This window comes from Diaphorobacter sp. JS3050, from assembly GCF_013154915.1.
Lineage (GTDB): Bacteria > Pseudomonadota > Gammaproteobacteria > Burkholderiales > Burkholderiaceae_C > Diaphorobacter > Diaphorobacter nitroreducens.
Map to the genome: position 1 here is coordinate 2,165,818 of NZ_CP053553.1, position 24,236 is coordinate 2,190,053.

The following is a 24,236-nucleotide window of genomic DNA, read 5'->3' on the forward strand; positions in this document are numbered from 1 at the left end:
CATCATTTGACAAGCCCGATGCCCTCCTGCACCCACCTGCCCCGCCGGCCCGTATGCCCCCGCTGCCAGCGCCCCGCCGCAGCCTGCATCTGCGCCGCCGTGCGGCCCGTGGCGCACCAAGTGCAAGTACTGATCCTCATGCACCCGCTGGAGCAGCACCAAGCCAAGAGCACGGCACGGCTGCTGCACCTGTGCCTGACGGGCAGCCGCATCGTGGTGGGCGAAACGTTCGGCGACGCTGCCTTGGCGCAGGAAATCAACGCCCCCTGGGTTGATGGCGACCGGCAGGCACCGCGCCGCGCAGTGCTGTTGTACCCGCCCACGCCGCCCGACCCGCAGCACCCCATGCTGCCCGCACCGCCGCTGTCGACCGACTGGCTGGCAGCGCCCGAACGGCTGCGCCTGGTGGTGCTGGACGGTACCTGGCGCAAGAGCCGCAGGATGCTGTGGGCCAACCCTGCGTTGCAGGCCCTGCCGCGCCTGGCCCTGCAGCAGGTACCGTCCACGCGTTACGCCGTGCGCAAGGCGCACGCGCCGCACCAGCTCAGCACGCTGGAGGCCGCGCAGTGCGCACTGCAGCAACTGGAACCCGCCAACCCGTACATCGCCGCACTGGGTCAGGCCATGGACGCATTGATGGCGCTGCTGCGCTCGCGCGATGGCGCGGCACGCTCGGCTATGCTCGGACCAGACCTTTCATAAAAAATCGGAGACACCCATGGCCGAGCGCTATCCCTTCCCCGACCTGAACACATTGCCCGAGGACATCCGCGCCCGCATCCTGGAGGTGCAGGAAAAGGCCGGGTTCATCCCCAACGTGTTCCTGGCGTTCGCCCGCCGCCCGGCCGAATGGCGCGCGTTCTTCGCCTACCACGATGCGCTGATGCTGAAGGAAGAAGGCAGCCTCACCAAGGGCGAGCGCGAGATGATCGTCACCACCACCAGCGCCGCCAACCAGTGCCTGTACTGCGTGGTGGCACACGGGGCCATCCTGCGCATCTACGAGAAGAAGCCGCTGGTGGCCGACCAGGTAGCGGTGAACCACCGCAAGGCCGACATTCCGCCGCGCCAGAAGGCCATGCTCGACTTCGCCATGAAGGTCTGCCAGCGCGCGCACGAGATCGAGGACGCCGACTTCGAGGCGCTGTACCCCCACGGCTTTGACGATGAGGACATCTGGGACATCGCCGCCATCACCGCGTTCTTCGGCCTGTCCAACCGCATGGCCAGCTTTGCCGGCATGCAGCCCAATCCCGAGTTCTACCTGATGGGCCGCCTGCCGCGCGAGAAGAAGGCCTGAGCGCCAAGACGCTCTTAAAACAATAGCTGCTCGCGCTTTATAGATAAGCGCTGGCTGCTGTTTTTATTTGGATGCCAATACGGCGCTCCGGCAGCCGCTGAAGGCATCCAGCGGGCGCTGGTAGGAAGGCGACTGCACGTCCAGCAGGCCCAGCACGGTGTGGTAGAGGTTGTCGTGCGTCAACGGCGCATCGCCGCTGGCGCGCAGGCAGTCGGCCGCCAACCCGTCACGGCGCAGGAAGGAGGTGTCCATCCACGCCACCATGGGCACGTGCTTTTGCATGTCGGGCGCCACGCCGTAGGGCATGCCGTGCAGGAACAACCCGTACTCGCCCAGCGACTCGCCATGGTCGCTCAGGTACAGCAGAGCCGTGTCGTACTTGGCGCTCTGGCCACGCAGCCAGTCGATGGTCTTGCCCAGGAAGGCGTCCGTTGCGGCGATGGAGTTGTCGTAGGCGTTCACCAGTTCGCCGTGGGTGCAGTCGGCCAGCACTTCCGTGCGGCATTCGGGCATGAAGCGCTTGCCTGCATCGGCCGAGCGCTTGTAGTAGGCCGGCCCATGGCTGCCCATCTGGTGCAGCACCAGCAGCACGCCGCGCTCGCGCTGCGCCGCAGGCAAGGCGGCCAGGCGCGCATCCAGGTTGTGCAGCATGGCCTCGTCGCGGCATTCGCCGCCATCGCACAACTGCTTGCGCGCCTCGGCATCCAGGCCTTCGGCGGCCGATGCGTGCGGCACGCGGTCGCACACGCCCTTGCAGCCGGACTGGTTGTCCAGCCACAGCACGCCCATACCCGCGGCCTGCGCCACGTCCAGCAGGTTCTCGTAGTCGTTGTCACGCGACTCGAATGCACTCTTGCCCAGTGGCGAGAACATGCAAGGCAGCGACGCCAGCGTGCTGGTGCCGCACGAGCGCACTTCGCGCCAGCTCATCACGTTGCGTTTGGTCAGCTCCGGCGTGGTGTCGCGGCCATAGCCGTTGATGCCGAAATGGTCCGCGCGCGCCGTCTCGCCCACCACCAGCACGAACAGCGTGGGCCGCGCCCCGGCCGCATGGCTGGCGCCCAGCGCGGCGCCCTGGGTCATCGGCACCAGCGTGCGGCTGCGCGCGAACACCGGCCGCAAGGCCGACACGGAGGTGGAGTACAGGCTGGCCAAGGGGTTCATCAGGTAGCGCAGGTGCGGGTGGTTGCGCATCAGCGGCGCCAGGTCCCGCGACATGGCCGCCACCGTGCCGGCGGCCAGGCCCAGCGCCAGCACCAGCAGCGCCAGGTTGCGGCCCACCTGGCGCAGCGGCCGCATGGCGGGAATACGCACACGCAGCAACCACCAGGAGGGAAGCGCTGCGACGGCCAGCACCGCAACCAGCATGCGCAGGCTCAGCAGATCGGCCACCTCGCGCGCATCCGTCTGCAGCACGTTGGCGGCCATACTGGGGTCCATGACCACGCTGTAGGTCAGCATGTAGTACTGCGACAGCGCGGCCACCATGACCACCAGCCACCACAGCAGCTTCATGCCGCGCGTCCAGGCGGTGAATGCCAGAATGGCCACCGTGCCGCACGCCGTCAGCACGGCCAAGGCAGCCGCTGAACGCAGGTACAGGCTGGGCGCGCCGCCAATGCGCGTGATCTGCAGCCACAGCGGCCAGTTGGCCGCCAGTACCAGGTACAGCGACAGGCGCACCACCACCTGCTGCGCCGACAGCGGGGTGGTCATCCAGCCATCCAGCCGGCGCAACGCACCACGCAAGAGGCCTTTGACGGCAGGGCTGGCAGATGACACAAGCGGCACGGAGGCCGAGGAGGCAGAGGCAATGGAGGCGCGCGAAGACATGCCGCCATCGTGGAACCTGCCACTGAAGCCAAGCTGAAGACGCCGCTCAGGCTTCGTTCAGCTTTGTATCTGCCGCTACTGCCAGGCGCACGTGCAGCTGCGCCAGACTTTCCCACGCAAGGCCCACGGTCCAGCAGGTCCAGGCGGACCACAGAGTGTGGCTCATGAAATGCGCGCCGCGCATCTGCTGCGCCCAGCCCAGTGCCAGCCCGGCCATCAGAGCGCCTGGCAGCCAGAGGCGCGCCACGTTCGGCGCCGCGCGGCGCAGCACGAACCAGCCCGCTACAAAGCCAAACGCGGCCGAGGCATGCCCTGCAGGGAAGCAGTGCCCCGGCCCCAGGTCGCGCACGCCCCACACCCAGTGCGAGACGTACTGCGCCACCCCGCCGAACTCGGCCAGATCCCAGGGGCAACTGGTGGTGTTCAGGCGCTTGAACACCGAAACCGCCAGCATCCCCCCGATGACGGACAGCACCAGTTGCGCGCGCTGCGCCGGCGCCATGACGCGCAGGAATCCCCAGGGCCGCCACACCCCCACCGCCAGTGCGGCCAGCAGCGCACCGCTGGCATAGCGCGGACCCTCATGCGTCAGCAGGCCAAAGGTGTGGTGGTCACGCCAGGCAAAGCCCTGCGCCCCGCCAAACAGGCGGGCCAATGGCAAGTCCAGGCCCGAAGCGTCCCACAAGACGAGCAACAGGAAAAGCAACAACGTCACCGCATACAGGCGGCGCAAATTCCAGAAGGGCATGGCAAGGGAGGGCGGCACAACACCGCCATGGGCAGAAAACGGCACCCCGCCAGGCTACGCCCGCGGCCTGAATGCACCATGAATACCAGACCGCCCGCAGCGCCCTACACTTTCGGCCTCACCCACTTAGAGAAATCTGCATGCGCGTGCTGCTGGTAGAAGACGACGAAGCCCTGTCCGAGGCCGTGTGCGGCTATCTGCGCGCCAAGGCCTTCGTGGTCGATGCCGTTCCCAGCCTGGCGCAGGCCGGCACCGCCCTGCGCGCGGCCCAGTACGCCGCGGTACTGCTGGACCTGCACCTGGCCGACGGGGATGGCCTGAGCCTGCTGCCGCAGATCCGTGCCCTCAAGGACCGGCCCATCGTCATCGTGCTGACGGCGCGCGACCAGGTCAGCGACCGCATCGCCGGCCTGGACGCGGGAGCGGACGACTACCTCGTCAAGCCCTACGACCCCGGTGAACTGCTGGCCCGCCTGCGCGCGGTGGAACGCCGCCGCAACGCCGCCTATGTACCGGTATTGGCGCTGGGCGACCTGCAGATCGACCTGTCGCGCGAGCAGGTGCGCCGCGCCGGGGTGCCGATCGCGCTCACGCAGAAGGAATGGGCGCTGCTGCGCGTGATGGCAACCCGCCCCGAGCGCATCCACACGCGCGAAAGCCTGCAGGACGCGCTGTATGGCTTTGACGACGAGGCCGACAGCAACACGCTGGAGGTGTTCATCAGCCGGCTGCGGCGCAAGCTGGGGCGCGAACACATCGAGACCCTGCGCGGGTTGGGCTACCGCCTCGTGCACCGTCCTGACAAAGGCGCAACGGCATGAGGGCGCACCTGCGCGGACCATTGCGCACGCAGACCCTTGCGGGGCGACTGACGCGCAGCCTGATCCTCTGGGTGGGCGGCGTGTGGCTGCTGTGCGTGCTGGGCGTGGTGTGGTACACGGACCGCGAGATCAGTTACAACTTCGACAGCGAATTGGTCGAGGTCTCACACCGTTTCTTCGATATTGCCCTGGACCACCTGGACGCGGCCGGCCCGCGCGACGCGACCGAGGGGCCGCTGGTCCTGCCCTCTCCGGGATCGTTTGCCGATGCAGACCTCCTCTACCAGATCGTCGCGCCCGACACGCGCGTGCTGGCGCGGTCGGCCGAGGCCCAGCCCGAGCAGTTCGACGTACCGCTGGCGCCGGGCTTCGAGAACACGCACGGATGGCGTGTCTACACCCTGTCGCACCCCACTCGCCCTCTCTTCATGCAGGTGGCCGACCCGCTGCACGAGCGGCGCGAGGCGGTGAACCGCACCCTGGTCGGCCTGGGCATCGTCATGGTGGCCATGCTGCCCCTGCTGGCGCTGCTGCTGCGGCGCATCGCGCGGCGCGAATTGCAGGTGCTGGACGCTCTCACGCACGAGATCAGCCTGCGCGACGGGCAGCAGCTCACCCCGATCGCCCTGCCCGGCCTGCCGCGTGAACTGCGCAGCGTGGAAGACCATGTAAACCGGTTGCTGGACCGCCTGTCCCGCGCGTTGGACGTGGAACGCGCCCTGGCCGCCAACGCTGCGCACGAACTGCGCACGCCGCTCACCGCGGCCCGCCTGCGGTTACAGACCGCGCTGGAACATGGCCTGCACCGTGACGACGTGCAGGCCGCCATCGCCGCGCTGCAAACGCTGAGCCGCCGCACCGAAAAGCTGCTGCAGCTGTCGCGCGCCGAGTCCAGTGCTCCCTATACCCGGGAGCCCGTGGACCTGGCCCAACTGGCCACCACGGTGGCGCAGGAGTTTTGGCAGGATGATCGCGCCGCCGACCGGCTGGACCTGGTGACCGCCTACGAAGGGCCTGCGCCCGTGGCGCGGGGCGACTTCGACGCCCTGGCCATTGCCCTGCGCAACCTGCTGGAGAACGCACTGAGCTATGCCGGTGACAGCGCGGTGGAACTCATCGTGGGCCCCGGCTGCGCCATCGCCGTGCGCGACCACGGCCCGGGTGTGAGCAGCGACCGCCTGCAGACCCTGCAGCAGCGCCATGTGCGCCAGAGCGCGGACCGCACGGGGTATGGACTGGGTCTGTCCATCGTCGCGACCATTGCGGCCAAGCACGATGCCCAGCTACAACTCACGTCACCCCTGGCTGGCGAGGCTGGCGGGTTCGAGGCGCGGCTGTTGCTGACGCCCAGGTAAGCCAGCCGTTGCCCTTACGCCAGCGCCAGGCCCCGGGGGCCCGGCGGGGTGTGCGGTGGTATCCAGGATCAGGCCTGCGGTGCCGGCAACGCGACTGCCGAGGAATCAACGCGAAAGACCCCTACGGCCTGGGCCACTTGCGCCGCCTGGCCCTGCAGCGATTGCGTCGCAGCGGTGGCCTCTTCGACGAGCGCGGCATTCTGCTGCGTCGCCTGGTCCATGTGCGCCACCGCGATATTCACCTGCTCGATGCCCGAGCTCTGTTCACGGCTTGCCGCACTGATTTCGCCCACCAGCGCGCTCACCTGGTCAACGCTGCGAATGATGTCCTGGATGGATGTGCCGGCCTTCGCCACGAGTTGGTTACCCGCCTCGACGGTATCGACCGAACGCCCGATCAAGTCCTTGATCTCCTTCGCCGCTTCGGACGAACGGCCGGCCAACGAGCGCACCTCGGAGGCCACCACGGCAAACCCCCGCCCCTGCTCGCCGGCCCGTGCCGCTTCGACCGCCGCGTTGAGCGCAAGGATGTTGGTCTGGAAGGCAATGGAGTCGATCACGCCAATGATGTCCACGATCTTGCGCGACGACGCGTCGATGGCGCGCATGGTCTGCATCACATCGTCCATCACCTGGCCGCCCTGCTGGGCCTGCTCTGCCGCCGTGCGCGCCAGCTGGTTGGCTTGATGGGCGTTGTCGGCGTTCTGACGCACCGTCGACGTCAGCTCTTCCAGGGAAGCTGCCGTTTCCTCCAGCGAACTGGCTTGCTGTTCCGTGCGCCGGGACAGGTCCAGGTTGCCTGCGGCAATCTCTGCCGACGCGCCCGCGATGCTGTCGGCGCCCTGGCGCACTTCGCCCACGATGGCACGCAAACGGTCGGTCATGGCTTGCAGCGCTTGCAACAGCTGGGCACCTTCGTCCCGGCCGCTGGAGTGCACGGCATGCGTGAGGTCTCCTGCGGCGACCACCTGCGTTGCTTGGACAGCGCGGGCCAACGGCGCGGTGATGCTGTGGGTAAGAATCCAGGCCACACCGATGCCCGCCACCAGGACCACCAGCCCGATGCCGCCCATCAGCCAGGAGCTTGCGGTAGCGCTGCTGTCGATGTCTTGCCCGGTGCGATCGATACTGGCCCGCTGGAAGTCGCGCAGCGCCGCCAGGCTTTCCAGATAGCCACGGGAGGCAGGAACGAACTGGCGCTCGAACAAGGTGGTCACCTGCTCTGCCTGCCCGCCCTTCTTGGCGGCGATGATGGCGTCACGGGCCTGGATGTATGCCTGACGGTGTCCGCTGAGAGTGTCAAAGAGGGCTTGCTCTTCGCTGCCGGAAATGAGCTTGACGAACTGGGCCTGGCGTTCGTTGGTTTCCTTGCTCGACGCGGCGTTTTCTGCAGCGAACAACTCCGTCAGCGAGTCGTCGCTGCTGCGCGCGACAGCAGTGGCACGCTGGATGCTGGCGCGAATCACTCCGTACCAGTCGGTCACCAGCCGTTCCTTCTGGAGCGGCACGGAGAGGATTTGCCGCGTGCTCCCGGCCACTCCCTGCAACTGCCACACCCCCACTGTGAGCATGAGCACCGCAAACAGGATGAGCAGGCCAAACCCAGCCGTCAGGCGGGTGCCGACACGAAAGTTTTCCATGTGTACCTCGGAACGTGAACGGCTGACTTACCGTCCGTGAAGCAAGCACGAGAAGGAAAAACCGCCAAATGTAAATAAGTGTGACTTCATTCGGAAATGGCTCGGAACAAGCATCTCCCGCAGAATGCCCCTGCTCGAGCCAAGTGTTTACCCTCATATCCCATCCAACTTCCGCCAGGTTTCCACACCACAGCGCTGGCCGTCGCGGTGCCAGACTCGGGTTTTGCCGTGGCCTTCACTTTCACATAACGAAAGCGCTGCCAAATTACGGAATGCGGGATTCGAAAAAGCGGGCATCGCTTGCCGTTTTTCAGTTCGTTCCCCAGAAAGCGAAGGTACGCGAACGCCCCGTTTGCGCTTGTGCACTGCACAAAATGAAGTGTCTGGACGGCATTGCGAAAAGTGAACGACCGTGCGATTCCTGTGCGACGGCCTGAATACAATCGGTCACCACACAGGGCCATCGCTCCCCAGGCCGGCACCCTGCCTTTTTCCACTATCGAAGCAGAAGAGACACCCATGACGAACGACGAAATTCTGAGCACCTACGGTCCCCGGGAAGCCATGGAATATGACGTGGTGATCGTCGGCGGCGGCCCCGGCGGGCTTGCCACCGCCATCCGCCTGAAGCAACTGGCGGCCGAGAAGGGCCAGGACGTTTCTGTCGTCGTGCTCGAAAAAGGCTCCGAGCCGGGCGCGCACATCCTGTCCGGCGCCATCATGGACCCGAAGGCATTGACCGAACTGATCCCCGACTGGAAGGCCAAGGGCGCGCCGCTGAACCAGCCCGTGACCGACGACGCCATGGTGTTCCTGGGCGAGAAGTCCTCCCTGCGCACGCCCAATTTCCTGCTGCCTCAGTGCTTTCAGAACCACGGCAATTACATCGTCAGCCTGGGCAACGTGGTGCGCTGGCTGGCCGAACAGGCGGAAGGACTGGGCGTGGAGATTTTCCCCGGCTTTGCCGCCGCTGAAGTGCTCTACAACGAAGACGGCTCCGTCAAGGGCGTGGCCACCGGCAACATGGGGGTGGGCAAGGACGGCAAGCCCACGAGCGAATTCCAGCTGGGCATGGAATTGCATGCCAAGTACACCATCTTTGCCGAGGGTGCGCGTGGTCACCTGGGCAAGCAGATCATCGCCCGCTACAAGCTGGATGCGGAGAGCGACCCCCAGACCTACGGCATCGGCATCAAGGAGTTGTGGGAGATCGACCCCCAGCGCCACCAGCCCGGCTTCGTGCTGCACACTGCCGGCTGGCCCATGGACAACAGCACCTACGGCGGCGCCTTCCTCTACCACCTGGAGGACAACAAGGTCACGCTGGGCTTCATCACCGGCCTGGACTACAGCAACCCCTACCTGAGCCCGTTCGAGGAATTCCAGCGCTGGAAGACCCACCCCAACATCCGCTGGTACCTGGAGGGCGACGAGGCCAGGGGCATCAAGCCCGCCAAGCGCCTGGGCTACGGCGCACGCGCCATCACGGCCGGCGGCCTGATGAGCCTGCCCAAGTTCGTCTTCCCGGGCGGCGCGCTGGTGGGCTGCGAGGCGGGCTTCCTGAACGTGAGTCGCATCAAGGGCAGCCATGCCGCCATCAAGACCGGCATGCTGGCCGCCGAGGCGGCATATGACGCCATTCAAAGCGGCCGCCAGCACGATGAGCTCTCGGCCTATCCCAAGGCCTTCGAGGGCAGCTGGCTCTACACCGAACTGAACAAGGCACGCAACTTCAAGGCCTGGTTCAAGAAGGGCCTGGTCACGGCCACGGTGATGAACGGCATCGAGCAGTTCGTGCTCAAGGGCCACATTCCATGGACGCTGCACCGCGACAAGCCCGACCACGCTTACCTGAAGCCCGCGGCCGAGTGCAAGCCCATCGTGTATCCCAAGCCGGACGGCAAGCTGACCTTCGACCGCCTGTCCAGCGTGTTCATCAGCAACACCAACCACGCCGAGGACCAGCCCGCGCATCTGACGCTCAAGGACGCCAGCGTGCCGGTGAATGTGAACCTGGCCAAGTACGCCGGCCCCGAGGCGCGCTACTGCCCGGCCGGCGTGTATGAGTTCGTGCCGGACGAAGCCAAGGGCGGCAGCGCACAACGCCTGCAGATCAACGCCCAGAACTGCGTGCACTGCAAGACGTGCGACATCAAGGACCCGACGCAGAACATCGTCTGGGTCACACCGGAAGGCGGCGGCGGTCCGAACTATTCGGGCATGTAACCAAGGGGTTGCTGCGCAATGCTATATTTTTAATAGCCGTTAGCGCTGGACCGAAAAGCCGTGGAGGCACTTTCCACCCCAAAGTGCCGCAGCGCCCGTTCCGTCCACGGACGGCAGGCAAACGGTAGACTCCCCACAAGGCCGCGCGTGGTTCCTGCGCCGGCCTGGTACTACAAACACAGGAAAACACCGCACGTTCAATTGGAGAGTGAACCGTTATGAAGAGTTTGTCTTGGGCGCCCCTGGGCGCTATCGCCCTGGCCGCAGCCGCCCTCGCGCCCGTGGCGCATGCGCAGCAAAAGTCCGTTGCCGTGACCGCCATCGTGGAGCACCCCGCCCTGGACTCGATCCGCGACGGCGTGAAGGCCCAGTTGCAGGCCGCCGGCTTTGAAGAGGGCAAAAACCTCAAGTGGCAATACCAGAGCGCCCAGGGCAACACGGGCACCGCCGCGCAGATCGCGCGCAAGTTCGTGGGTGACAAGCCTGACGCCATCGTCGCCATCGCCACGCCCTCTGCCCAGGCCGTAGTGGCTGCCACCAAGACCGTGCCTGTGGTGTTCTCTGCCGTGACGGATCCCGTGGCCGCCAAGCTGGTGAAGAACTGGGAACCCTCCAAGACCAACGTGACCGGCGTATCCGACATGCTGGCGCTGGACAAGCAGATGGACCTGGTCAAGCAGGTCGTGCCCGGCGCCAAGCGCGTGGGCATGGTCTACAACCCGGGCGAGGCCAACTCCGTCGTCGTGGTCAAGGAACTCAAGCAACTGTTGCCCAAGATGGGCATGACGCTGGTGGAGGCTTCTGCCCCGCGCTCGGTGGACGTGAGCAGCGCCGCGCGCAGCCTGGTGGGCAAGGTGGACGTGATCTACACCAACACGGACAACAACGTCGTCTCGGCCTACGAGTCGCTGGTGAAGGTCGGCCAGGAGGCCAAGGTGCCGCTGGTGGCATCCGACACCGACAGCGTCAAGCGCGGCGCCATCGCCGCCCTGGGCATCAACTACCGCGACCTGGGCGAACAGACCGGCCGCATGGTGGTGCGCCTGCTCAAGGGCGAAAAGCCGGGCGACATCAAGCCCGAAGTCAGCACCAAGATGGAACTGTTCGTGAACCCCGGCGCCGCCGAGAAGCAGGGCGTGAAGCTCTCCGACGCGCTGGTGAAATCCGCCACGCAAGTGGTCCAATAAACCTTCGCGCCAAGGCCGGGCCGCCGCGGCAGCCCGGGCCACTGGCACCCCACGCAGGAGCCATGGCGCCATGGCTCCTGCTTTGTTTTCTATCCGCCACTGTCCATGTCACTCTTTTCCCTGCTGGGTGCCGTCGAGATCGGCCTGATCTTCAGCCTGGTCGCGCTGGGCGTCTTCATCTCGTTCCGGCTGCTGCGCTTTCCCGACCTGACGGTGGACGGCAGCTTCCCGCTGGGCGGCGCGGTCTGCGCCATCCTCATTTCCACCGGCCATAACCCCTACGTGGCCACGGTGGCCGCCACCGCTGCAGGGGCTGTTGCCGGCCTGGTCACGGGCTGGCTGAACGTGCGCCTGAAGATCATGGACCTGCTGGCGTCCATTCTGATGATGATCGCGCTGTACTCCATCAACCTGCGCATCATGGGCGGCCCCAACGTGCCGCTGATCAACGACGAGACGCTGTTCACCTTGCTCCAGCCGCCGGGCCTGGACGACTATTGGTCGCGCCCGATGATCCTGCTGGTGATCGTGATCGCGGCCAAGCTGTTCATGGACTGGTTCTTCGCCACCGAGCGCGGCCTGGCCATCCGAGCCACCGGCTCCAACGCGCGCATGGCCCGCGCGCAGGGCATCAACACCGGCGCCATGGTGCTGCTGGGCATGGCCGTATCCAACGCGCTGGTGGCACTGGCGGGCGCGCTGTTCGCGCAGACGCAGGGCGGCTCGGACATTTCCATGGGCATCGGCACCATCGTCATCGGCCTGGCCGCCGTGATCGTGGGCGAGAGCATCCTGCCCTCGCGCCGCCTGGTGCTGGCCACGCTGGCCGTGATCATCGGCGCCATCGTGTACCGCTTCTTCATCGCGCTGGCGCTCAACAGCGACTTCATCGGCCTGAAGGCGCAGGACCTCAACCTGGTGACTGCCGTGCTGGTCACCATCGCCCTCGTGATTCCGCAGCTCAAGCGCAAGCTGGCCGCAGGCGGCCGCTGAAAGGAAGGCTCTCCCCATGCTGAGCGCACAAGACCTCTTCATCACCTTCAACCCCGGCACGCCCATCGAAACGCGCGCGCTGCGCGGCATGTCGCTGGACATCCCGGCGGGTCAGTTCGTCACCGTCATCGGCTCCAACGGGGCAGGCAAATCCACCTTCCTGAATGCCATCTCGGGCGACCTGTCGGTGGACACCGGCCGTATCGCCATCGACAACCAGGACGTGACGCGCCAGCCCGTGTGGGAGCGCGCCCGCCGCGTGGCGCGCGTGTTCCAGGACCCTATGGCCGGCACCTGCGAAGACCTCACCATCGAGGAGAACATGGCCCTGGCCCAGCAGCGCGGCACGCGTCGCGGCCTGCGCGGCGCCGTCAAGCAGTCTGAACGCGCCATGTTCCGCGAACGCCTGGCCACGCTGGGCCTGGGCCTGGAGAACCGCCTCACCGACCGCATCGGTCTGCTGTCGGGCGGCCAGCGCCAGGCCGTGAGCCTGCTCATGGCGGCATTGCAGCCCTCGCGCATCCTGCTGCTGGACGAGCACACCGCCGCGCTGGACCCACGCACGGCCGATTTCGTGCTGCAGCTCACGGCCCGCATCGTGGCCGAGAACCAGCTCACCACCATGATGGTCACGCACAGCATGCGCCAGGCGCTGGACGTAGGCCAGCGCACCGTCATGCTGCACCAGGGGCAGGTGGTGCTGGACGTCTCGGGCGACGAACGCGCGCGTATGGACGTGCCCGACCTGCTGCAGATGTTCGAGAAGGTGCGCGGCGAGAAGCTGGCCGACGACGCGCTGCTGCTCGGCTGATCTGCATCACGCTCAGAAAAAGATAGCTGCTCGCGCCCATTTCATGGATGCGAGCAGCTTTTTTCTTTCATACACCCAAAGGCAGGTCTGCCTTCTTCAGCGTGCGCAGCACGAAGCTCGACTGGCTGTGGCGTATGCCCTTGATCTTGTAGAGCTTCTCGCGCAGCAGGCGCTCATAGTCGCGCGTGTCCTTGACCACCACGCGCAGCAGGTAGTCGTACTCGCCCGACACCAGATGCGCCTCCACCACCTCGGGAATGCTGGCCAGCACCTCGCCGAACTTCTCCAGCGTGTTGTCGGAATGGCTGTCCAGCGTGACCATGACCAGCACCGTGTCGCCCAGCCCTAGCGCCAGCGGGTTCAGGCGCACGGTATAGCCTTCGATCACGCCGGCCTCCTCCATCTTCTTGATGCGGCCCCAGCACGGCGAGGGGCTCAGGCCGACGGCGGCGCCGATCTCTTGCAGGCTGGCGCGTGCATTGCCTTGCAGGACGGAGAGAATTTTTCTGTCTAGGCGATCCATGTGCTGCATTATTCGTTAAACCTAGATACTGCAGAAAATTTTTCTTCAATGTGGGTTTTTATAGAGAAATTCAGCAAATTCATCCACAACCCGCGGCGCATACTTCTTCTCCATCAAGGCGCTCTTACCGGGGCGCACGACATTGACGAGACCCCGCCCGGTTACCGCTGGGCGGGGACTTGGCAAGACGGGCCAAGGCGGCCTTCTCAAGTCCCCGCGCAAACCCCTATGACCTGCGTCATGTTGCATTGCCATAATTTTTCGGCAGCACCCGCAGATTCACAGGAGACAACATGCAGCTGACCAAACTTGCGCTGGGCCTGGGCTTGGCACTGGGCATGGCCGCAACGGCCTTGGCACAAACCACAATGCGCATCAGCATCTCGACGGCGCAGAACTCCCACCAGGGCGTCGCCATCGACACGTTTGCCAAGGAGGTCGAAAAGCGCACCGGCGGGCGCTACAAGGTGCAGACCTTCTACAACGGCGCGCTGGGCGGCGAGCGCGAATCCATCGAAGCGGTGCAGTTGGGCACGCAGGAGTTGGCCTTCAGCTCCACCGGTCCCGTGCCCAACTTCGTGCCCGAGACCAAGATCCTGGACGTGCCCTTCCTGTTCCGTGACAAGGCCCACGCCCGCGCCGTGCTCGACGGCCCGATCGGCCAGGACCTGCTGACCAAATTCGATGCCAAGGGCTTCAAGGCGCTGGCCTGGGCGGAGAATGGCTTTCGCCACATGACCAACAGCAAGCGCGACGTGAAGACGCCCGAGGACTTGAAGGGCCTGAAGATGCGCACCATGGAGAACCCGGTGCACATCGCCGCGTACAAGGGTTTCGGCATCATCACCACGCCCATGGCCTTCCCCGAAGTGTTCACCGCCCTGCAACAAGGCACGGTGGACGGCCAGGAAAACCCCCTGCCCGTCATCATCTCGGCCAAGTTCGACCAGGTACAAAAGCACCTCTCGCTGACGGGTCACGTGTACTCCCCCTGCATCTTCGTGATGAACAAGGCGGTGTTCGACAAGCTCTCCCCTGCGGACAAGCAGGCCTTCATCGACGCCGCCAAGGAGGGCACCAAGGCCAACCGCGCTCGCGTGGACGAGGACGACGCCAAGGGCGTGGCCGACCTGCGCGCCAAGGGCATGACGGTGATCGACGATCTGGACAAGTCCAAGTTTGTCGCCGCGCTCGCGCCCGTGAACGCGCAGTTCGAGAAAGAGTTCGGCAAGGCCAACCTCGACAAGATCCGCAACTACAAGTGACGCTCACTTTTCAGTAGCTGCTACCGCCCGTGGATCATGCGCCACGGGCGTTTTTATTCATATTTTCGTGAGTGCGCATGAAAACCTTCTTCCTCTCCTGCGAGCGCTGGAGCACCGCCGTCGCCATGTGGGGCGCCTGCGCCATGCTGGCGCTGGCCTCGGCGCTCGGCATGTTCCAGATCCTGATGCGTTTCGTTTTCGAAGAGCCGGCCGAGTGGACCGAGGTGCTGATCCGCTTCAGCCTGATCTGGATGGTGTTTCTGGCGATTCCCATGGCATTCCGGCAGGGCGCCATGGTCAGCGTCGACGTGCTCTACCGCTGGAGCCCGCGCCCGCTGCGCCGCGTGCTGGACTGGGTGGTGTGCCTGGCAGCGCTGGCGCTCATCGCCGTGATCATCTGGTGGGGGTGGGACTACGCGCGCCGCGGCGGCGTGCAGTCGATGGCAGGGCTGGAGTCGGTTTCCATGTTCTGGGCCTATCTGGCCATGCCCGTGGGTGGGCTGTTCAGCATCCTCGGCATCGTGGGCAATCTGATCGACCCGCAGCGCCATGAACTGGAGACTGCCCAATGAGCGCCGCGCAGAGCCGCCTCAAGCAAGCGAGCGGCCTCCTCGGGGGGCGGCGGGTACATGAAATGACGCGCGTGGGGGCCCTATGACCACGGTCATGATCTCCACCATGGTGCTGTGCTTCGCGCTCACCATATCCGTGGCCGTCTCCATCGGGCTGGCCTCCATCCTGGGCATCCAGGTGGCGAACGCCAACATGCTGATCTCCGTGAAGGAGATGTTCGCCTCCATCAACAAGTTTCCGCTCGCAGCCATTCCGTTCTTCATCCTGGCGGGCAACCTCATGGAGACCGGCGGTATTTCGCGCCGGCTCGTGGAGTTTGCCAAGAGCATCGTGGGCGGCGTGCAGGGCGGCCTGCCCATGACCTGCGTGCTCACCTGCATGATCTTCGCGGCCGTCTCAGGGTCATCGGTGGCGACCACGTTCGCCATCGGCGCCATCCTGATTCCTGCGCTCATCAAGCATGGCTACCCCACCAGCTACGCGGCCGCGCTGCAGGCCACCAGTGCCGAGCTGGGTGTGATCATCCCGCCGTCGATCCCCATGATCCTGTACGGCGTGGCGGCCGAGGTATCGATCGGCGAGCTGTTCATCGCCGGCTTCGGCCCCGGCATCCTGATCAGCGGTGCGCTGATGTTGTTCGTCTGGGTGTATTGCAAGTACAAGGGCTGGGGCAAGCATGACGGCGATGGGCGCATGCCCTTCGGCCGCGCACTGCTGCAGGCGGGCTGGGCACTGCTGATGCCAGTCATCATCCTGGGCGGCATCTACGGCGGCGTGTTCACGCCCACCGAGGCCTCTGCCGTGGCCGTGTTCTACGCGCTGGTGGTGGGCATGCTGATCTACCGCGAGATCCGCGTCGCGGACCTGTTCGCCATCCTGCGCAAGTCGGCCATCTCGTCGGCGGTGATCATGTTCATCATTGCCAATGCGGGCCTGTTTGCCTTCCTCATCACGCGCGCTGGCGTGCCGGACGCCATCGGCCGCTGGCTGCAGGAGGTGCTGCAGTCGCCCGCGCTGTTCCTGCTGGGCGTGAATGCCGCGCTGTTCGTGATCGGCATGTTCATCGAGACCAGCGCCGCCATCATCGTGCTGGCGCCGATCCTGGCGCCGGTGGCCCAGCACTTCGGCGTGGACCCGGTGCACTTCGGGCTGATCATGGTGGTGAACCTGGCGCTCGGCATGATCACGCCACCCTTCGGCGTGAACCTGTTCGCGGCGTGCACGGTGGCGCGCATCTCTCTGGATCGCATCGTCGCCCACCTGCTGCCGTTCGTGGGCGTGGTCCTGCTGTGCCTCCTGGTCATCACCTACGTGCCATCGCTTTCATTGGCCCTGCGTGATCTCGTGTACGCAAAATAGATAGAATCCGTCCCGTCAGGAGAGAGTCCGCGCCCCTCAGGGCCGGGCCGCCGAAGGCGCAGGCAGCAGCCGAACGCTCAGGCAAAAGGACTGGCGACACGCCCGCAGGGATGCGGGTGTTTCCCTTGCTGGAGAGAGGCCGCAGCAGCATGCGGCCCACCGAAGGAGCAAGCCCCGTGACATGCCATGCAGGCGGGGTGAATCTCTCAGGTAAAGCGGACAGCGGGGCAAATCGGCGATCGAGAGATCGCTCCACCATTTGCCTTCGCCCATTGCCATGTCCGCCATGTCCGACCTGCTCACCACTCCCCTCAACGCCCTGCACATCGAACTGGGCGCCCGCATGGTGCCCTTCGCCGGCTACTCCATGCCCGTGCAATACCCCATGGGCCTGATGGCCGAGCACCACCACACGCGCACGGCGGCCGGCCTGTTTGATGTGTCGCACATGGGGCAGCTCAAGCTGGTCGGCCCTGACGCCGCAGCAGCATTCGAGACGCTGATGCCCGTGGACGTGGTCGACCTGCCCGTGGGCAAGCAGCGCTACGGCCTGCTCCTCAATGACGAGGGCGGCATCATCGACGACCTCATGTTCTTCCGCATGGCGCAGGACGAGCTCTTCGTGATCGTCAACGGCGCCTGCAAGGTGGGCGACATTGCCCACATCCAGGCGCGCATCGGCCAACGCTGCCAGGTGATTCCCATGCCCGACCAGGCCCTGCTCGCGCTGCAGGGCCCACAGGCGGCTGCGGTGCTCGCGCGTCTGGCACCAGGCGTGGACAAACTGGTGTTCATGACCGGCGGGCATTTCGACATCGCGGGGGCGCAGTGCTTCGTGACGCGCAGCGGCTACACCGGCGAGGACGGCTTCGAGATCTCGGTGCCCGCCACGCAGGCCGAAGCCCTGGCGCGCACGCTGCTGGCCCAGCCCGAGGTCAAGCCCATCGGTCTGGGTGCACGCAATTCGCTGCGCCTGGAAGCCGGCTTGTGCCTGTATGGCAACGACATCGACACCACCACCACCCCGCCCGAAGCCGGCCTGAACTGGGCCATCCAGAAGGTGCGCCGTACAGGCGGCGCGCGCGCTGGCGGTTTTCCAGGCGCCGACAAGGTGCTGGCCCAGATCGACAGCCCGGCCACTCTCACGCGCAAGCGCGTGGGCCTGGTGGCGCTGGAGCGCGTGCCCGTGCGTGAGCACACCGAGTTGCAAAACGAGTCGGGCGAGCGCATCGGCGAAGTCACCAGCGGCCTGCTGGCCCCCACTGCCGACAAGCCCATCGCCCTGGCCTACGTAATGCCCGCCCATGCCGCCCCCGGCACCCGTGTGAACGCCATGGTGCGCGGCAAGGCCGTGCCCATGGAAGTGGCTGCCACGCCCTTTGTTCCCACACGCTACTACCGCGGCTGAATTCACCACGGCGAACTGCCACCGCGCCCAGGTCAGCCCGGCTACAGTGCGGGCTGACCACTCTCAAACCTTTTCCTTCCACTTCTTCTTCCCGGAGCCCCCCATGAGCATTCAGTTTTCCAAAGACCATGAATGGATCAACGCAGCCGACCCGGCCGCGGCCGTCGTCGGCATCACCGTCCACGCGCAGGATGCGTTGGGCGATGTGGTGTTCGTGGACCTGCCCGCGGTGGGCACCACCTTTGCCCAGGGCGACGTGGCCGGTGTGGTCGAGTCCGTCAAGGCCGCTGCCGATGTCTACATGCCCGTGTCCGGCGAAATCGTCGAGGTCAACGAGGCCTTGCGCGCCGACCCGTCCCTGGCCAACTCCGACCCGCTGGGCGCCGGCTGGTTCTTCAAGGTCAAGCTCAGCGACGCCGGCCAGCTCGCCGGCCTGATGGACGAAACGGCCTATACCGCCTTCGCCCAGAACGCCTGATGCACCCGCGGCGCCGTGCACACGGCGCCGCCGCACCGCCCCATCGCTCTTGAGACTGGTCCCTCGCCATGCAGATGCCCTCCCCCCTGCCCCTGGCGGCGCTCGAAAACGCCGCTGAATTCCTGCCCCGCCACATTGGCATCGACGCCGCCGACGAAGCACACATGCTGTCGGTGATCGGCGAGGCCTCGCGCCGTGCGCTCATTGATTCCATCGTGCCGCGCTCCATTGCGCGCCAGCGCCCCATGGACCTGCCCGCGCCGGCCACCGAGGCCGCGGCGCTGGCTGAACTCCAGGCCATTGCGTCGAAGAACCGCATCCTCAAGAGCTTCATCGGCCAGGGCTACTACGGCACGCACACGCCGGGCGTCATCCTGCGCAACGTGCTGGAAAACCCTGCCTGGTACACGGCCTACACGCCCTACCAGGCCGAGATCTCCCAGGGCCGCATGGAGGCGCTGCTCAACTTCCAGACCATGGTGTGCGACCTCACGGCCATGCCCATCGCCAACGCCTCCATGCTCGACGAGGCCACCGCTGCCGCCGAGGCCATGACGCTGGCCAAGCGCTCGGTCAAGTCCAAGAGCGACGTCTTCATCGTGGCAGGCGATGCGCACCCGCAGACCATCGAAGTCATCCAGACCCGCGCCGCCCCCATCGGCATCACCGTGGTGGTGGCCAATTCCCAGGAGGAATGGCAGGCGGCCCTGGCCGGCGACTTCTTCGCCGCCCTCATCCAGTACCCTGCCAGCAGCGGCTGGGTGCAGGACTGGCAGGCCGACGTGGACGCCATCCACGCCAAACAGGCCGCCGCCATCTTCGTTACCGACCTGCTGGCGCTCACGCTGCTCAAGGCCCCCGGCGAGTGGGACGCCGACATCGTGGTGGGCTCCACCCAGCGCTTTGGCATGCCCATGGGCGCCGGCGGACCGCACGCCGCCTTCATGGCCTGCCGCGACGAATTCAAGCGCAGCCTGCCCGGCCGCCTGGTGGGCGTGAGCGTGGACGTGCACGGCAAGCCCGCCTACCGCCTGGCGCTGCAAACGCGCGAGCAGCACATCCGCCGCGAGAAGGCCACGAGCAACATCTGCACGGCCCAGGTGCTGCCGGCCGTGATCGCCAGCATGTACGCCGTGTACCACGGCCCCGAGGGCCTCACGCGCATCGCCCGCCGCGTGGCGCGCTTCACCGCCATCCTGAGCCGCGGCCTGGCGCAGCTGGGGTTCACCAGCCGCCACCATGGCTCGGCCTTCGACACACTCAGCCTGCACACCAAGGATGCTACGGATTCAATAGCTGCTCGCGCAGTCCAGATGGGCGCAAACCTGCGAAAAGCCTGGAATGACTACCTGTGCATCTCGCTGGACGAGACCACCACCCGCGCCGATATCGAGCTGCTGTGGAAGATCTTTGCGCGGGACGGCCAGCAACTGCCCACCATCGAGGCGATGGACGCCGCCGGCGCACCGGCGCTGTTCCCCGACACCCTGGCGCGCACCAGCCGCTTCTTGGCGCACCCGGTGTTCAACACCCACCATTCCGAAACCGGCATGCTGCGCTACATCCGCCAGCTGTCCGACAAAGACCTGGCGCTGGACCGCACCATGATCCCGCTGGGCTCGTGCACCATGAAGCTCAACGCCACGAGCGAGATGATCCCGATCACCTGGCCCGAATTTGCCAACGTGCACCCGTTCGCCCCGGCCGACCAGCTCGAAGGCTACCGCCTGCTCGACGAGCAACTGCGCGCCTGGCTGTGCCAGGCCACGGGCTACGCGGGCGTCAGCCTGCAGCCCAACGCAGGCAGCCAGGGCGAATACGCCGGCCTGCTGGCCATCAAGGCCTACCACGCGGCCCAGGGCCACGCCCACCGCAACATCTGCCTGATCCCCAGCAGCGCGCACGGCACCAACCCCGCCAGCGCCCAAATGGTGGGCATGCAGGTCGTGGTGACCAAGTGCGACGAGAACGGCAACGTGGACATGGCGGACCTGCAGGCCCAATGCGAGAAGCACAGTGCCAACCTCGCCTGCGTGATGATCACCTACCCCAGCACGCATGGCGTGTTCGAGACCCAGGTGAAGGCCTTGTGCGAGCTGGTGCATCGCCACGGCGGGCGCGTGTATGTGGACGGCGCCAACATGAACGCCCTGGTCGGCGTGGCCGCGCCGGGCGAGTTCGGCGGCGACGTGAGCCACCTGAACCTGCACAAGACCTTCTGCATCCCCCACGGCGGCGGCGGCCCCGGCGTGGGCCCGGTGTGCGTGGTGGAGGACCTCGTGCCCTACCTGCCCGGCCATGCCACGGGCGGTATTGCTTCCAAAACAGGAGCTGTCAGCGCAGCTCCCTTGGGCAATGCAGCCGTTTTACCCATCAGCTGGATGTACATCCGCATGATGGGCGCCGACGGTCTGCAGGCCGCGACCGAGACAGCGATCCTGAGCGCCAACTACATCAGCGCGCGCCTGAAGGACCACTATCCCACGCTGTACGCTTCCGCCAACGGCCATGTGGCGCACGAGTGCATCCTGGACCTGCGCCAGTTGAAAGACACCAGCGGCGTGATGGCCGAGGACGTGGCCAAACGCCTGATCGACTACGGCTTTCACGCACCCACGCTGTCGTTCCCCGTGCCCAACACGCTGATGGTGGAGCCCACCGAGAGCGAGACGCTGTTCGAGCTGGACCGCTTCATCGACGCGATGATCGCCATCCGGCGCGAGATCCGCCAGATCGAGGCCGGCACCTGGCCGCAGGACGACAACCCCCTCAAGAACGCGCCCCACACGGCCGAGTGCCTGCTGGCTGCCGACTGGCAGCACCCCTACCCGCGCGATGCGGCAGCCTATCCCGTTGCCGCCCTGCGCCAGAACAAGTACTGGAGCCCCGTGGGCCGTGTGGACAACGTCTACGGCGACCGCAACCTGTTCTGCAGCTGTGTTCCGGTGAGCGAACTGGGCTGACGGCCTGCTCCGCTCAGGCATTCACAAAGGCCCTACCATCGGGCCTTTGTTGCTTCTGAACGTTTGACCCATGCGCCCCCTTTTCGCACTGCTCGCATCGCTTGCCCTCGCCTCCGCAGCCCAGGCGCAGGCCCCTGCCGTCACCACCGGCAGCGGCCTGGTCTATGAGTCGCTCAAGGACGGCAGCGGTGAATCACCCAAGGCCACCGACACCGTCAAGGTGCACTACCGCGGCACCTTCCCCGACGGCAAGGAGTTCGACAGCTCCTACAAGCGCGGCGAGCCGACCGAGTTCCCCCTGAACCGCGTCATCCCCTGCTGGACCGAAGGCGTACAGCGCATGAAGCCGGGCGGTAAGGCCAAGCTCACCTGCCCGCCGGCGATTGCGTATGGCGCGCGCGGCGCGGGCGGCGTGATTCCGCCCAACGCCACGCTGAATTTCGAGATCGAGCTGCTGTCGGTGCGCCGCTGAACGAGGCAGCGGCACCGGCCTGTAGGGCACCAGGCAGACGCGTACACTGGCAGGCCTGCGGATTGCCCGATTCCCATGAGCCGCCCCGACCTGTCCCTGCTGTTTCCCGCCGCGGAGCCTGCCTCGTCCCCCCCTGAGCAGCCGGAGCGCCGCGGCCCTCAACGGGCCAGCGGCGACGTGGCCGAGCTGATTGCGCAGCTGCGCGCCTCACAGGCCGAGCTGGAGGCGCAGAACCAGGTGCTGCGCTACAGCCAGGCCGCGGCCGAAAGCGCTTCCGAGCGATTCGAGGCCCTGTTTTCCAGCGTGCCGCTGTCGCTCATGGTGGTGGACGAGCATGACATGGTGGTCCAGGCCAACTCCATGGCACAGCGCTCGTTCCAACCGCGCGAGACGGACCGCCCCCTGACGGCACTGATGCTCTTCGTGAGCGACAGCCACGCGCCGCGTGTGCGCGAGGCCTTCGACCAGGCGCGGGCCGTGGGCACGGCCGAGGCCACGGAGGTTGTGTTCCACATCAGCGAGGGCCGCCATATCACTGGCGACCTGCACATCGCGCGCATCGAGTCGCGCTCCGAGCAGGACGCGCCGCTCACGCAGTTTCTGTGCGCCGTGATCGACCAGGGGCCGCTGCTGGCCGAACGCCAGGCCCTGCAGCGCAGCGCACAGGAGCTGCAGGAGCGCAACGTGCAACTGCACACCAGCGAGCGCCGGCTGGAAGCGGTGATCAACTCCGCGCTCGACGCGATCATCTGCGTGGACCAGCACGAGCGCATCACCGTGTTCAATCCCACGGCAGCGATGCTGTTCCAGTGCGCCACCAGCGACGCGCTGGGCAGCCCGTTGAGCCGCTTTCTGCCCGAGGCCCAGCAGGTGCTGGCGTTCGCGCAACTGACCACGCAGGCGGCGCTGGGGGAGATGACGGCGCTCACGGCATCGGGCCGGGAGCTGGCGGTGGAGATCAGCGTGTCGTTCGAGCGCCATGCGGAAGGCGAGACCACCACCGTGTTTGCCCGCGACCTCACGGCCCGCAAGCGCGAAGAAGCCCGCCGCAACGCGCTGGAGGGACAACTGCGCGAGTCGCACAAGATGCAGGCCGTCGGCACCATGGCCGGCGGCATCGCGCACGACTTCAACAACATCCTGCATGCGATCCTGGGCAACGTGGAGCTGGCCAAAGCCGATTGCCCGCCCGGCACGCCGATGTACGAAAGCCTGCTGGAGATCGACAAGGCCGGCCGGCGCGCCCGCGACCTGGTGCGCCAGATCCTCACCTTCAGCCGCAACGAGCCGCCCAAGCGTGCCGCCGTCACCCTGGCAGAGGTGGTGCACGACACCGAACGGCTGCTGAGGGTCACGCTGCCCCCCGAGATCGAGCTGACCGTGCATGTCCCCCCCGACCTGCCCCCCGTATTGGCGGATGCCACGCAGGTGGAGCAAGCGGTGCTGAACCTGTGCACCAACGCCGTGCACGCCATCGGCAGCCGCCGTGGCCGCATTCGCGTGGATGCTGCGCTGATCCAGCCCGACCAGCGCATGCGCGAAAGCCTGGGCCTGAGCGCGGGCGACTACGTGGCCGTGCGCGTGCATGACAACGGCCCGGGCATGGACGCCGCCACCCAGTCGCGCATCTTCGAACCCTTCTTCACCACCAAGCCCGTGGGCCAGGGCACCGGCCTGGGACTGGCGGTGGTGCACGGCGTGATGCGCACCCACGGTGGTGGCGTGGACGTGCACAGCGCACCCGGCGAGGGCAGCCGCTTCACGCTGTACTTTCCCGTGGCGTCGTACACCATGGTCGCCGCCCTGCCGGAAGTTCCCGCGCCGGTCGCGCCCGCCAGCCCGCCCGCGGTGGCGCCGGCAACAGACCGTCTGCTGCACGTGATGTACGTGGACGACGACCAGGCGCTGGTCTTTCTGGTGCAGCGCCTGCTGCGCCGCCGCGGCTACGAGGTCAGCGGTTTCACCGACCCGCACCAAGCCACAGACGCCCTGCAGGCCCACCCCGAGCGCTACGACCTGCTGGTGACGGACTACAACATGCCGGGCTACTCGGGCCTGGATCTCGTGCGCGCAGCCCGCACCATCCGCAGCGACCTGCCAGTGGCCCTGGCCTCCGGCTATGTGACGGCGGAAATCGAACAGGCCGCGCTGGCCGAAGGCGCACGCGCGCTGATCCACAAGCCCGATGACGTGGAAGAGCTGTGCGCGACCGTGGACCGGCTGGCCCATGGCGGTTGAGTTGACAGCGCCGCAGGCCGTACAGACGGCGGGGGCGCATGCA

20 protein-coding genes, 1 pseudogene and 2 riboswitches are annotated in these 24,236 nt (G+C 66.4%); of the genes and pseudogenes, 16 read left to right on the forward strand and 5 right to left on the reverse strand.

All coding sequences use genetic code 11. The annotated features are described in order from the left end of the window. Positions 1-18 precede the first annotated feature (18 nt). Positions 19-702: a tRNA-uridine aminocarboxypropyltransferase gene (locus HND92_RS10475; RefSeq protein ID WP_172206928.1), complete on the forward strand. Its 684-nt coding sequence runs from the start codon at positions 19-21 to the stop codon at positions 700-702. 16 nt (positions 703-718) lie between these two features. Then, positions 719-1,300, forward strand: a complete 582-nt coding sequence (locus tag HND92_RS10480) for a peroxidase-related enzyme (RefSeq protein ID WP_015913292.1) — start codon at positions 719-721, stop codon at positions 1,298-1,300. Between the two features lie 63 nt (positions 1,301-1,363). Here HND92_RS10480 and HND92_RS10485 read toward each other — a convergent pair whose 3' ends face one another. Together HND92_RS10485 and HND92_RS10490 are read right to left on the reverse strand one after the other, a co-directional pair. After that, complete coding sequence (locus HND92_RS10485) at positions 1,364-3,016, reverse strand: phosphoethanolamine transferase (RefSeq protein WP_172206929.1); 1,653 nt, start codon at positions 3,014-3,016, stop codon at positions 1,364-1,366. A gap of 163 nt (positions 3,017-3,179) precedes the next feature. Beyond that, positions 3,180-3,881, reverse strand: a complete 702-nt coding sequence (locus HND92_RS10490; RefSeq protein WP_172206930.1) for a phosphatase PAP2 family protein — start codon at positions 3,879-3,881, stop codon at positions 3,180-3,182. A 140-nt stretch (positions 3,882-4,021) separates the two neighbouring features. Here HND92_RS10490 and HND92_RS10495 point away from each other — a divergent pair, with 140 nt between their 5' ends. Beyond that, a complete protein-coding gene (locus tag HND92_RS10495) occupies positions 4,022-4,702 on the forward strand; it encodes a response regulator transcription factor (RefSeq protein WP_172206931.1) in 681 nt (226 codons plus the stop codon). Further along, positions 4,699-6,057, forward strand: coding sequence for a HAMP domain-containing sensor histidine kinase (locus HND92_RS10500; protein WP_172206932.1), 1,359 nt, complete (start codon positions 4,699-4,701; stop codon positions 6,055-6,057). Before HND92_RS10495 ends, HND92_RS10500 begins: the two co-directional genes overlap by 4 nt. A 68-nt stretch (positions 6,058-6,125) precedes the next feature. Here the strand turns inward: HND92_RS10500 and HND92_RS19585 are convergent, their stop codons facing one another. Next, positions 6,126-6,941: a methyl-accepting chemotaxis protein gene (locus HND92_RS19585; RefSeq protein WP_371814892.1), complete on the reverse strand. Its 816-nt coding sequence runs from the start codon at positions 6,939-6,941 to the stop codon at positions 6,126-6,128. After that, positions 6,933-7,697, reverse strand: a pseudogene (locus HND92_RS19590) (MCP four helix bundle domain-containing protein); the annotation flags it as partial. The pseudogene HND92_RS19590 and the gene HND92_RS19585, both read right to left, overlap by 9 nt. Positions 7,698-8,216: 519 nt before the next feature. Here HND92_RS19590 and HND92_RS10510 point away from each other — a divergent pair. The 4 genes from HND92_RS10510 to HND92_RS10525 all read left to right on the forward strand — a co-directional run bounded on the left by HND92_RS10510 (position 8,217) and on the right by HND92_RS10525 (position 12,914). Beyond that, positions 8,217-9,923, forward strand: coding sequence for an electron transfer flavoprotein-ubiquinone oxidoreductase (locus tag HND92_RS10510; protein ID WP_172206934.1), 1,707 nt, complete (start codon positions 8,217-8,219; stop codon positions 9,921-9,923). A gap of 218 nt (positions 9,924-10,141) precedes the next feature. Next, entirely contained in the window at positions 10,142-11,110 is a 969-nt protein-coding gene (locus tag HND92_RS10515) for an ABC transporter substrate-binding protein (RefSeq protein WP_088886817.1), read from the forward strand. Positions 11,111-11,215: 105 nt separating this feature from the next. Continuing rightward, the gene (locus HND92_RS10520) at positions 11,216-12,103 is read left to right on the forward strand and encodes an ABC transporter permease (protein WP_011805196.1); all 888 of its coding nucleotides are present in this window, start codon (positions 11,216-11,218) and stop codon (positions 12,101-12,103) included. Positions 12,104-12,119: 16 nt separating this feature from the next. Then, entirely contained in the window at positions 12,120-12,914 is a 795-nt protein-coding gene (locus HND92_RS10525; protein WP_011805195.1) for an ABC transporter ATP-binding protein, read from the forward strand. 67 nt (positions 12,915-12,981) lie between these two features. On the opposite strand, the gene HND92_RS10530 is transcribed toward HND92_RS10525, so the two are convergent. After that, positions 12,982-13,437 carry an Lrp/AsnC family transcriptional regulator gene (locus HND92_RS10530; protein WP_103738988.1) on the reverse strand — a complete coding sequence of 152 codons (456 nt, stop codon included), beginning with the start codon at positions 13,435-13,437 and terminating at the stop codon, positions 12,982-12,984. A gap of 293 nt (positions 13,438-13,730) precedes the next feature. Between HND92_RS10530 and HND92_RS10535 the strand changes: the two genes are divergently transcribed. The 8 genes from HND92_RS10535 (at position 13,731) to HND92_RS10570 (ending at position 24,193) form a co-directional block, all read left to right on the forward strand. Continuing rightward, complete coding sequence (locus tag HND92_RS10535) at positions 13,731-14,702, forward strand: TRAP transporter substrate-binding protein (protein WP_088886820.1); 972 nt, start codon at positions 13,731-13,733, stop codon at positions 14,700-14,702. Between the two features lie 77 nt (positions 14,703-14,779). Beyond that, entirely contained in the window at positions 14,780-15,274 is a 495-nt protein-coding gene (locus HND92_RS10540; protein ID WP_015913282.1) for a TRAP transporter small permease, read from the forward strand. A gap of 82 nt (positions 15,275-15,356) precedes the next feature. Further along, a complete protein-coding gene (locus HND92_RS10545) occupies positions 15,357-16,634 on the forward strand; it encodes a TRAP transporter large permease (protein WP_011805188.1) in 1,278 nt (425 codons plus the stop codon). Between the two features lie 6 nt (positions 16,635-16,640). Beyond that, positions 16,641-16,733, forward strand: a riboswitch (glycine riboswitch). A gap of 19 nt (positions 16,734-16,752) precedes the next feature. After that, a riboswitch (glycine riboswitch) is annotated at positions 16,753-16,867 on the forward strand. Between the two features lie 44 nt (positions 16,868-16,911). Continuing rightward, complete coding sequence (gene gcvT, locus HND92_RS10550; RefSeq protein ID WP_088888521.1) at positions 16,912-18,042, forward strand: glycine cleavage system aminomethyltransferase GcvT; 1,131 nt, start codon at positions 16,912-16,914, stop codon at positions 18,040-18,042. A 103-nt stretch (positions 18,043-18,145) separates the two neighbouring features. Then, positions 18,146-18,520 (forward strand): glycine cleavage system protein GcvH, encoded by a 375-nt coding sequence (gene gcvH / locus HND92_RS10555; protein ID WP_011805186.1) that lies wholly within the window; start codon positions 18,146-18,148, stop codon positions 18,518-18,520. Between the two features lie 68 nt (positions 18,521-18,588). Continuing rightward, positions 18,589-21,483, forward strand: coding sequence for an aminomethyl-transferring glycine dehydrogenase (gene gcvP, locus HND92_RS10560; protein WP_172206935.1), 2,895 nt, complete (start codon positions 18,589-18,591; stop codon positions 21,481-21,483). A 70-nt stretch (positions 21,484-21,553) separates the two neighbouring features. After that, on the forward strand, positions 21,554-21,955 hold the full coding sequence (locus HND92_RS10565; RefSeq protein WP_172206936.1) for an FKBP-type peptidyl-prolyl cis-trans isomerase: 402 nt from the start codon (positions 21,554-21,556) through the stop codon (positions 21,953-21,955). 75 nt (positions 21,956-22,030) lie between these two features. Next, positions 22,031-24,193, forward strand: coding sequence for an ATP-binding protein (locus tag HND92_RS10570; protein ID WP_172206937.1), 2,163 nt, complete (start codon positions 22,031-22,033; stop codon positions 24,191-24,193). Positions 24,194-24,236: the final 43 nt, after the last annotated feature.

Excerpts from the sequence above, each read along its gene's own strand:
- HND92_RS19585 (WP_371814892.1), bottom strand. The coding sequence starts at position 6,941 with ATGACCGACCGTTTGCGTGCCATCGTGGGCGAAGTGCGCCAGGGCGCC.
- gcvT (WP_088888521.1), top strand. The coding sequence starts at position 16,912 with ATGTCCGCCATGTCCGACCTGCTCACCACTCCCCTCAACGCCCTGCAC.
- HND92_RS10515 (WP_088886817.1), top strand. The coding sequence starts at position 10,142 with ATGAAGAGTTTGTCTTGGGCGCCCCTGGGCGCTATCGCCCTGGCCGCA.
- HND92_RS10495 (WP_172206931.1), top strand. The coding sequence starts at position 4,022 with ATGCGCGTGCTGCTGGTAGAAGACGACGAAGCCCTGTCCGAGGCCGTG.
- HND92_RS10490 (WP_172206930.1), bottom strand. The coding sequence starts at position 3,881 with ATGCCCTTCTGGAATTTGCGCCGCCTGTATGCGGTGACGTTGTTGCTT.
- gcvP (WP_172206935.1), top strand. The coding sequence starts at position 18,589 with ATGCAGATGCCCTCCCCCCTGCCCCTGGCGGCGCTCGAAAACGCCGCT.
- HND92_RS10570 (WP_172206937.1), top strand. The coding sequence starts at position 22,031 with ATGAGCCGCCCCGACCTGTCCCTGCTGTTTCCCGCCGCGGAGCCTGCC.
- HND92_RS10485 (WP_172206929.1), bottom strand. The coding sequence starts at position 3,016 with ATGACCACCCCGCTGTCGGCGCAGCAGGTGGTGGTGCGCCTGTCGCTG.
- HND92_RS10565 (WP_172206936.1), top strand. The coding sequence starts at position 21,554 with ATGCGCCCCCTTTTCGCACTGCTCGCATCGCTTGCCCTCGCCTCCGCA.
- HND92_RS10475 (WP_172206928.1), top strand. The coding sequence starts at position 19 with ATGCCCTCCTGCACCCACCTGCCCCGCCGGCCCGTATGCCCCCGCTGC.
- HND92_RS10545 (WP_011805188.1), top strand. The coding sequence starts at position 15,357 with ATGACCACGGTCATGATCTCCACCATGGTGCTGTGCTTCGCGCTCACC.
- gcvH (WP_011805186.1), top strand. The coding sequence starts at position 18,146 with ATGAGCATTCAGTTTTCCAAAGACCATGAATGGATCAACGCAGCCGAC.
- HND92_RS10540 (WP_015913282.1), top strand. The coding sequence starts at position 14,780 with ATGAAAACCTTCTTCCTCTCCTGCGAGCGCTGGAGCACCGCCGTCGCC.
- HND92_RS10510 (WP_172206934.1), top strand. The coding sequence starts at position 8,217 with ATGACGAACGACGAAATTCTGAGCACCTACGGTCCCCGGGAAGCCATG.
- HND92_RS10480 (WP_015913292.1), top strand. The coding sequence starts at position 719 with ATGGCCGAGCGCTATCCCTTCCCCGACCTGAACACATTGCCCGAGGAC.
- HND92_RS10500 (WP_172206932.1), top strand. The coding sequence starts at position 4,699 with ATGAGGGCGCACCTGCGCGGACCATTGCGCACGCAGACCCTTGCGGGG.
- HND92_RS10535 (WP_088886820.1), top strand. The coding sequence starts at position 13,731 with ATGCAGCTGACCAAACTTGCGCTGGGCCTGGGCTTGGCACTGGGCATG.
- HND92_RS10530 (WP_103738988.1), bottom strand. The coding sequence starts at position 13,437 with ATGGATCGCCTAGACAGAAAAATTCTCTCCGTCCTGCAAGGCAATGCA.
- HND92_RS10525 (WP_011805195.1), top strand. The coding sequence starts at position 12,120 with ATGCTGAGCGCACAAGACCTCTTCATCACCTTCAACCCCGGCACGCCC.
- HND92_RS10520 (WP_011805196.1), top strand. The coding sequence starts at position 11,216 with ATGTCACTCTTTTCCCTGCTGGGTGCCGTCGAGATCGGCCTGATCTTC.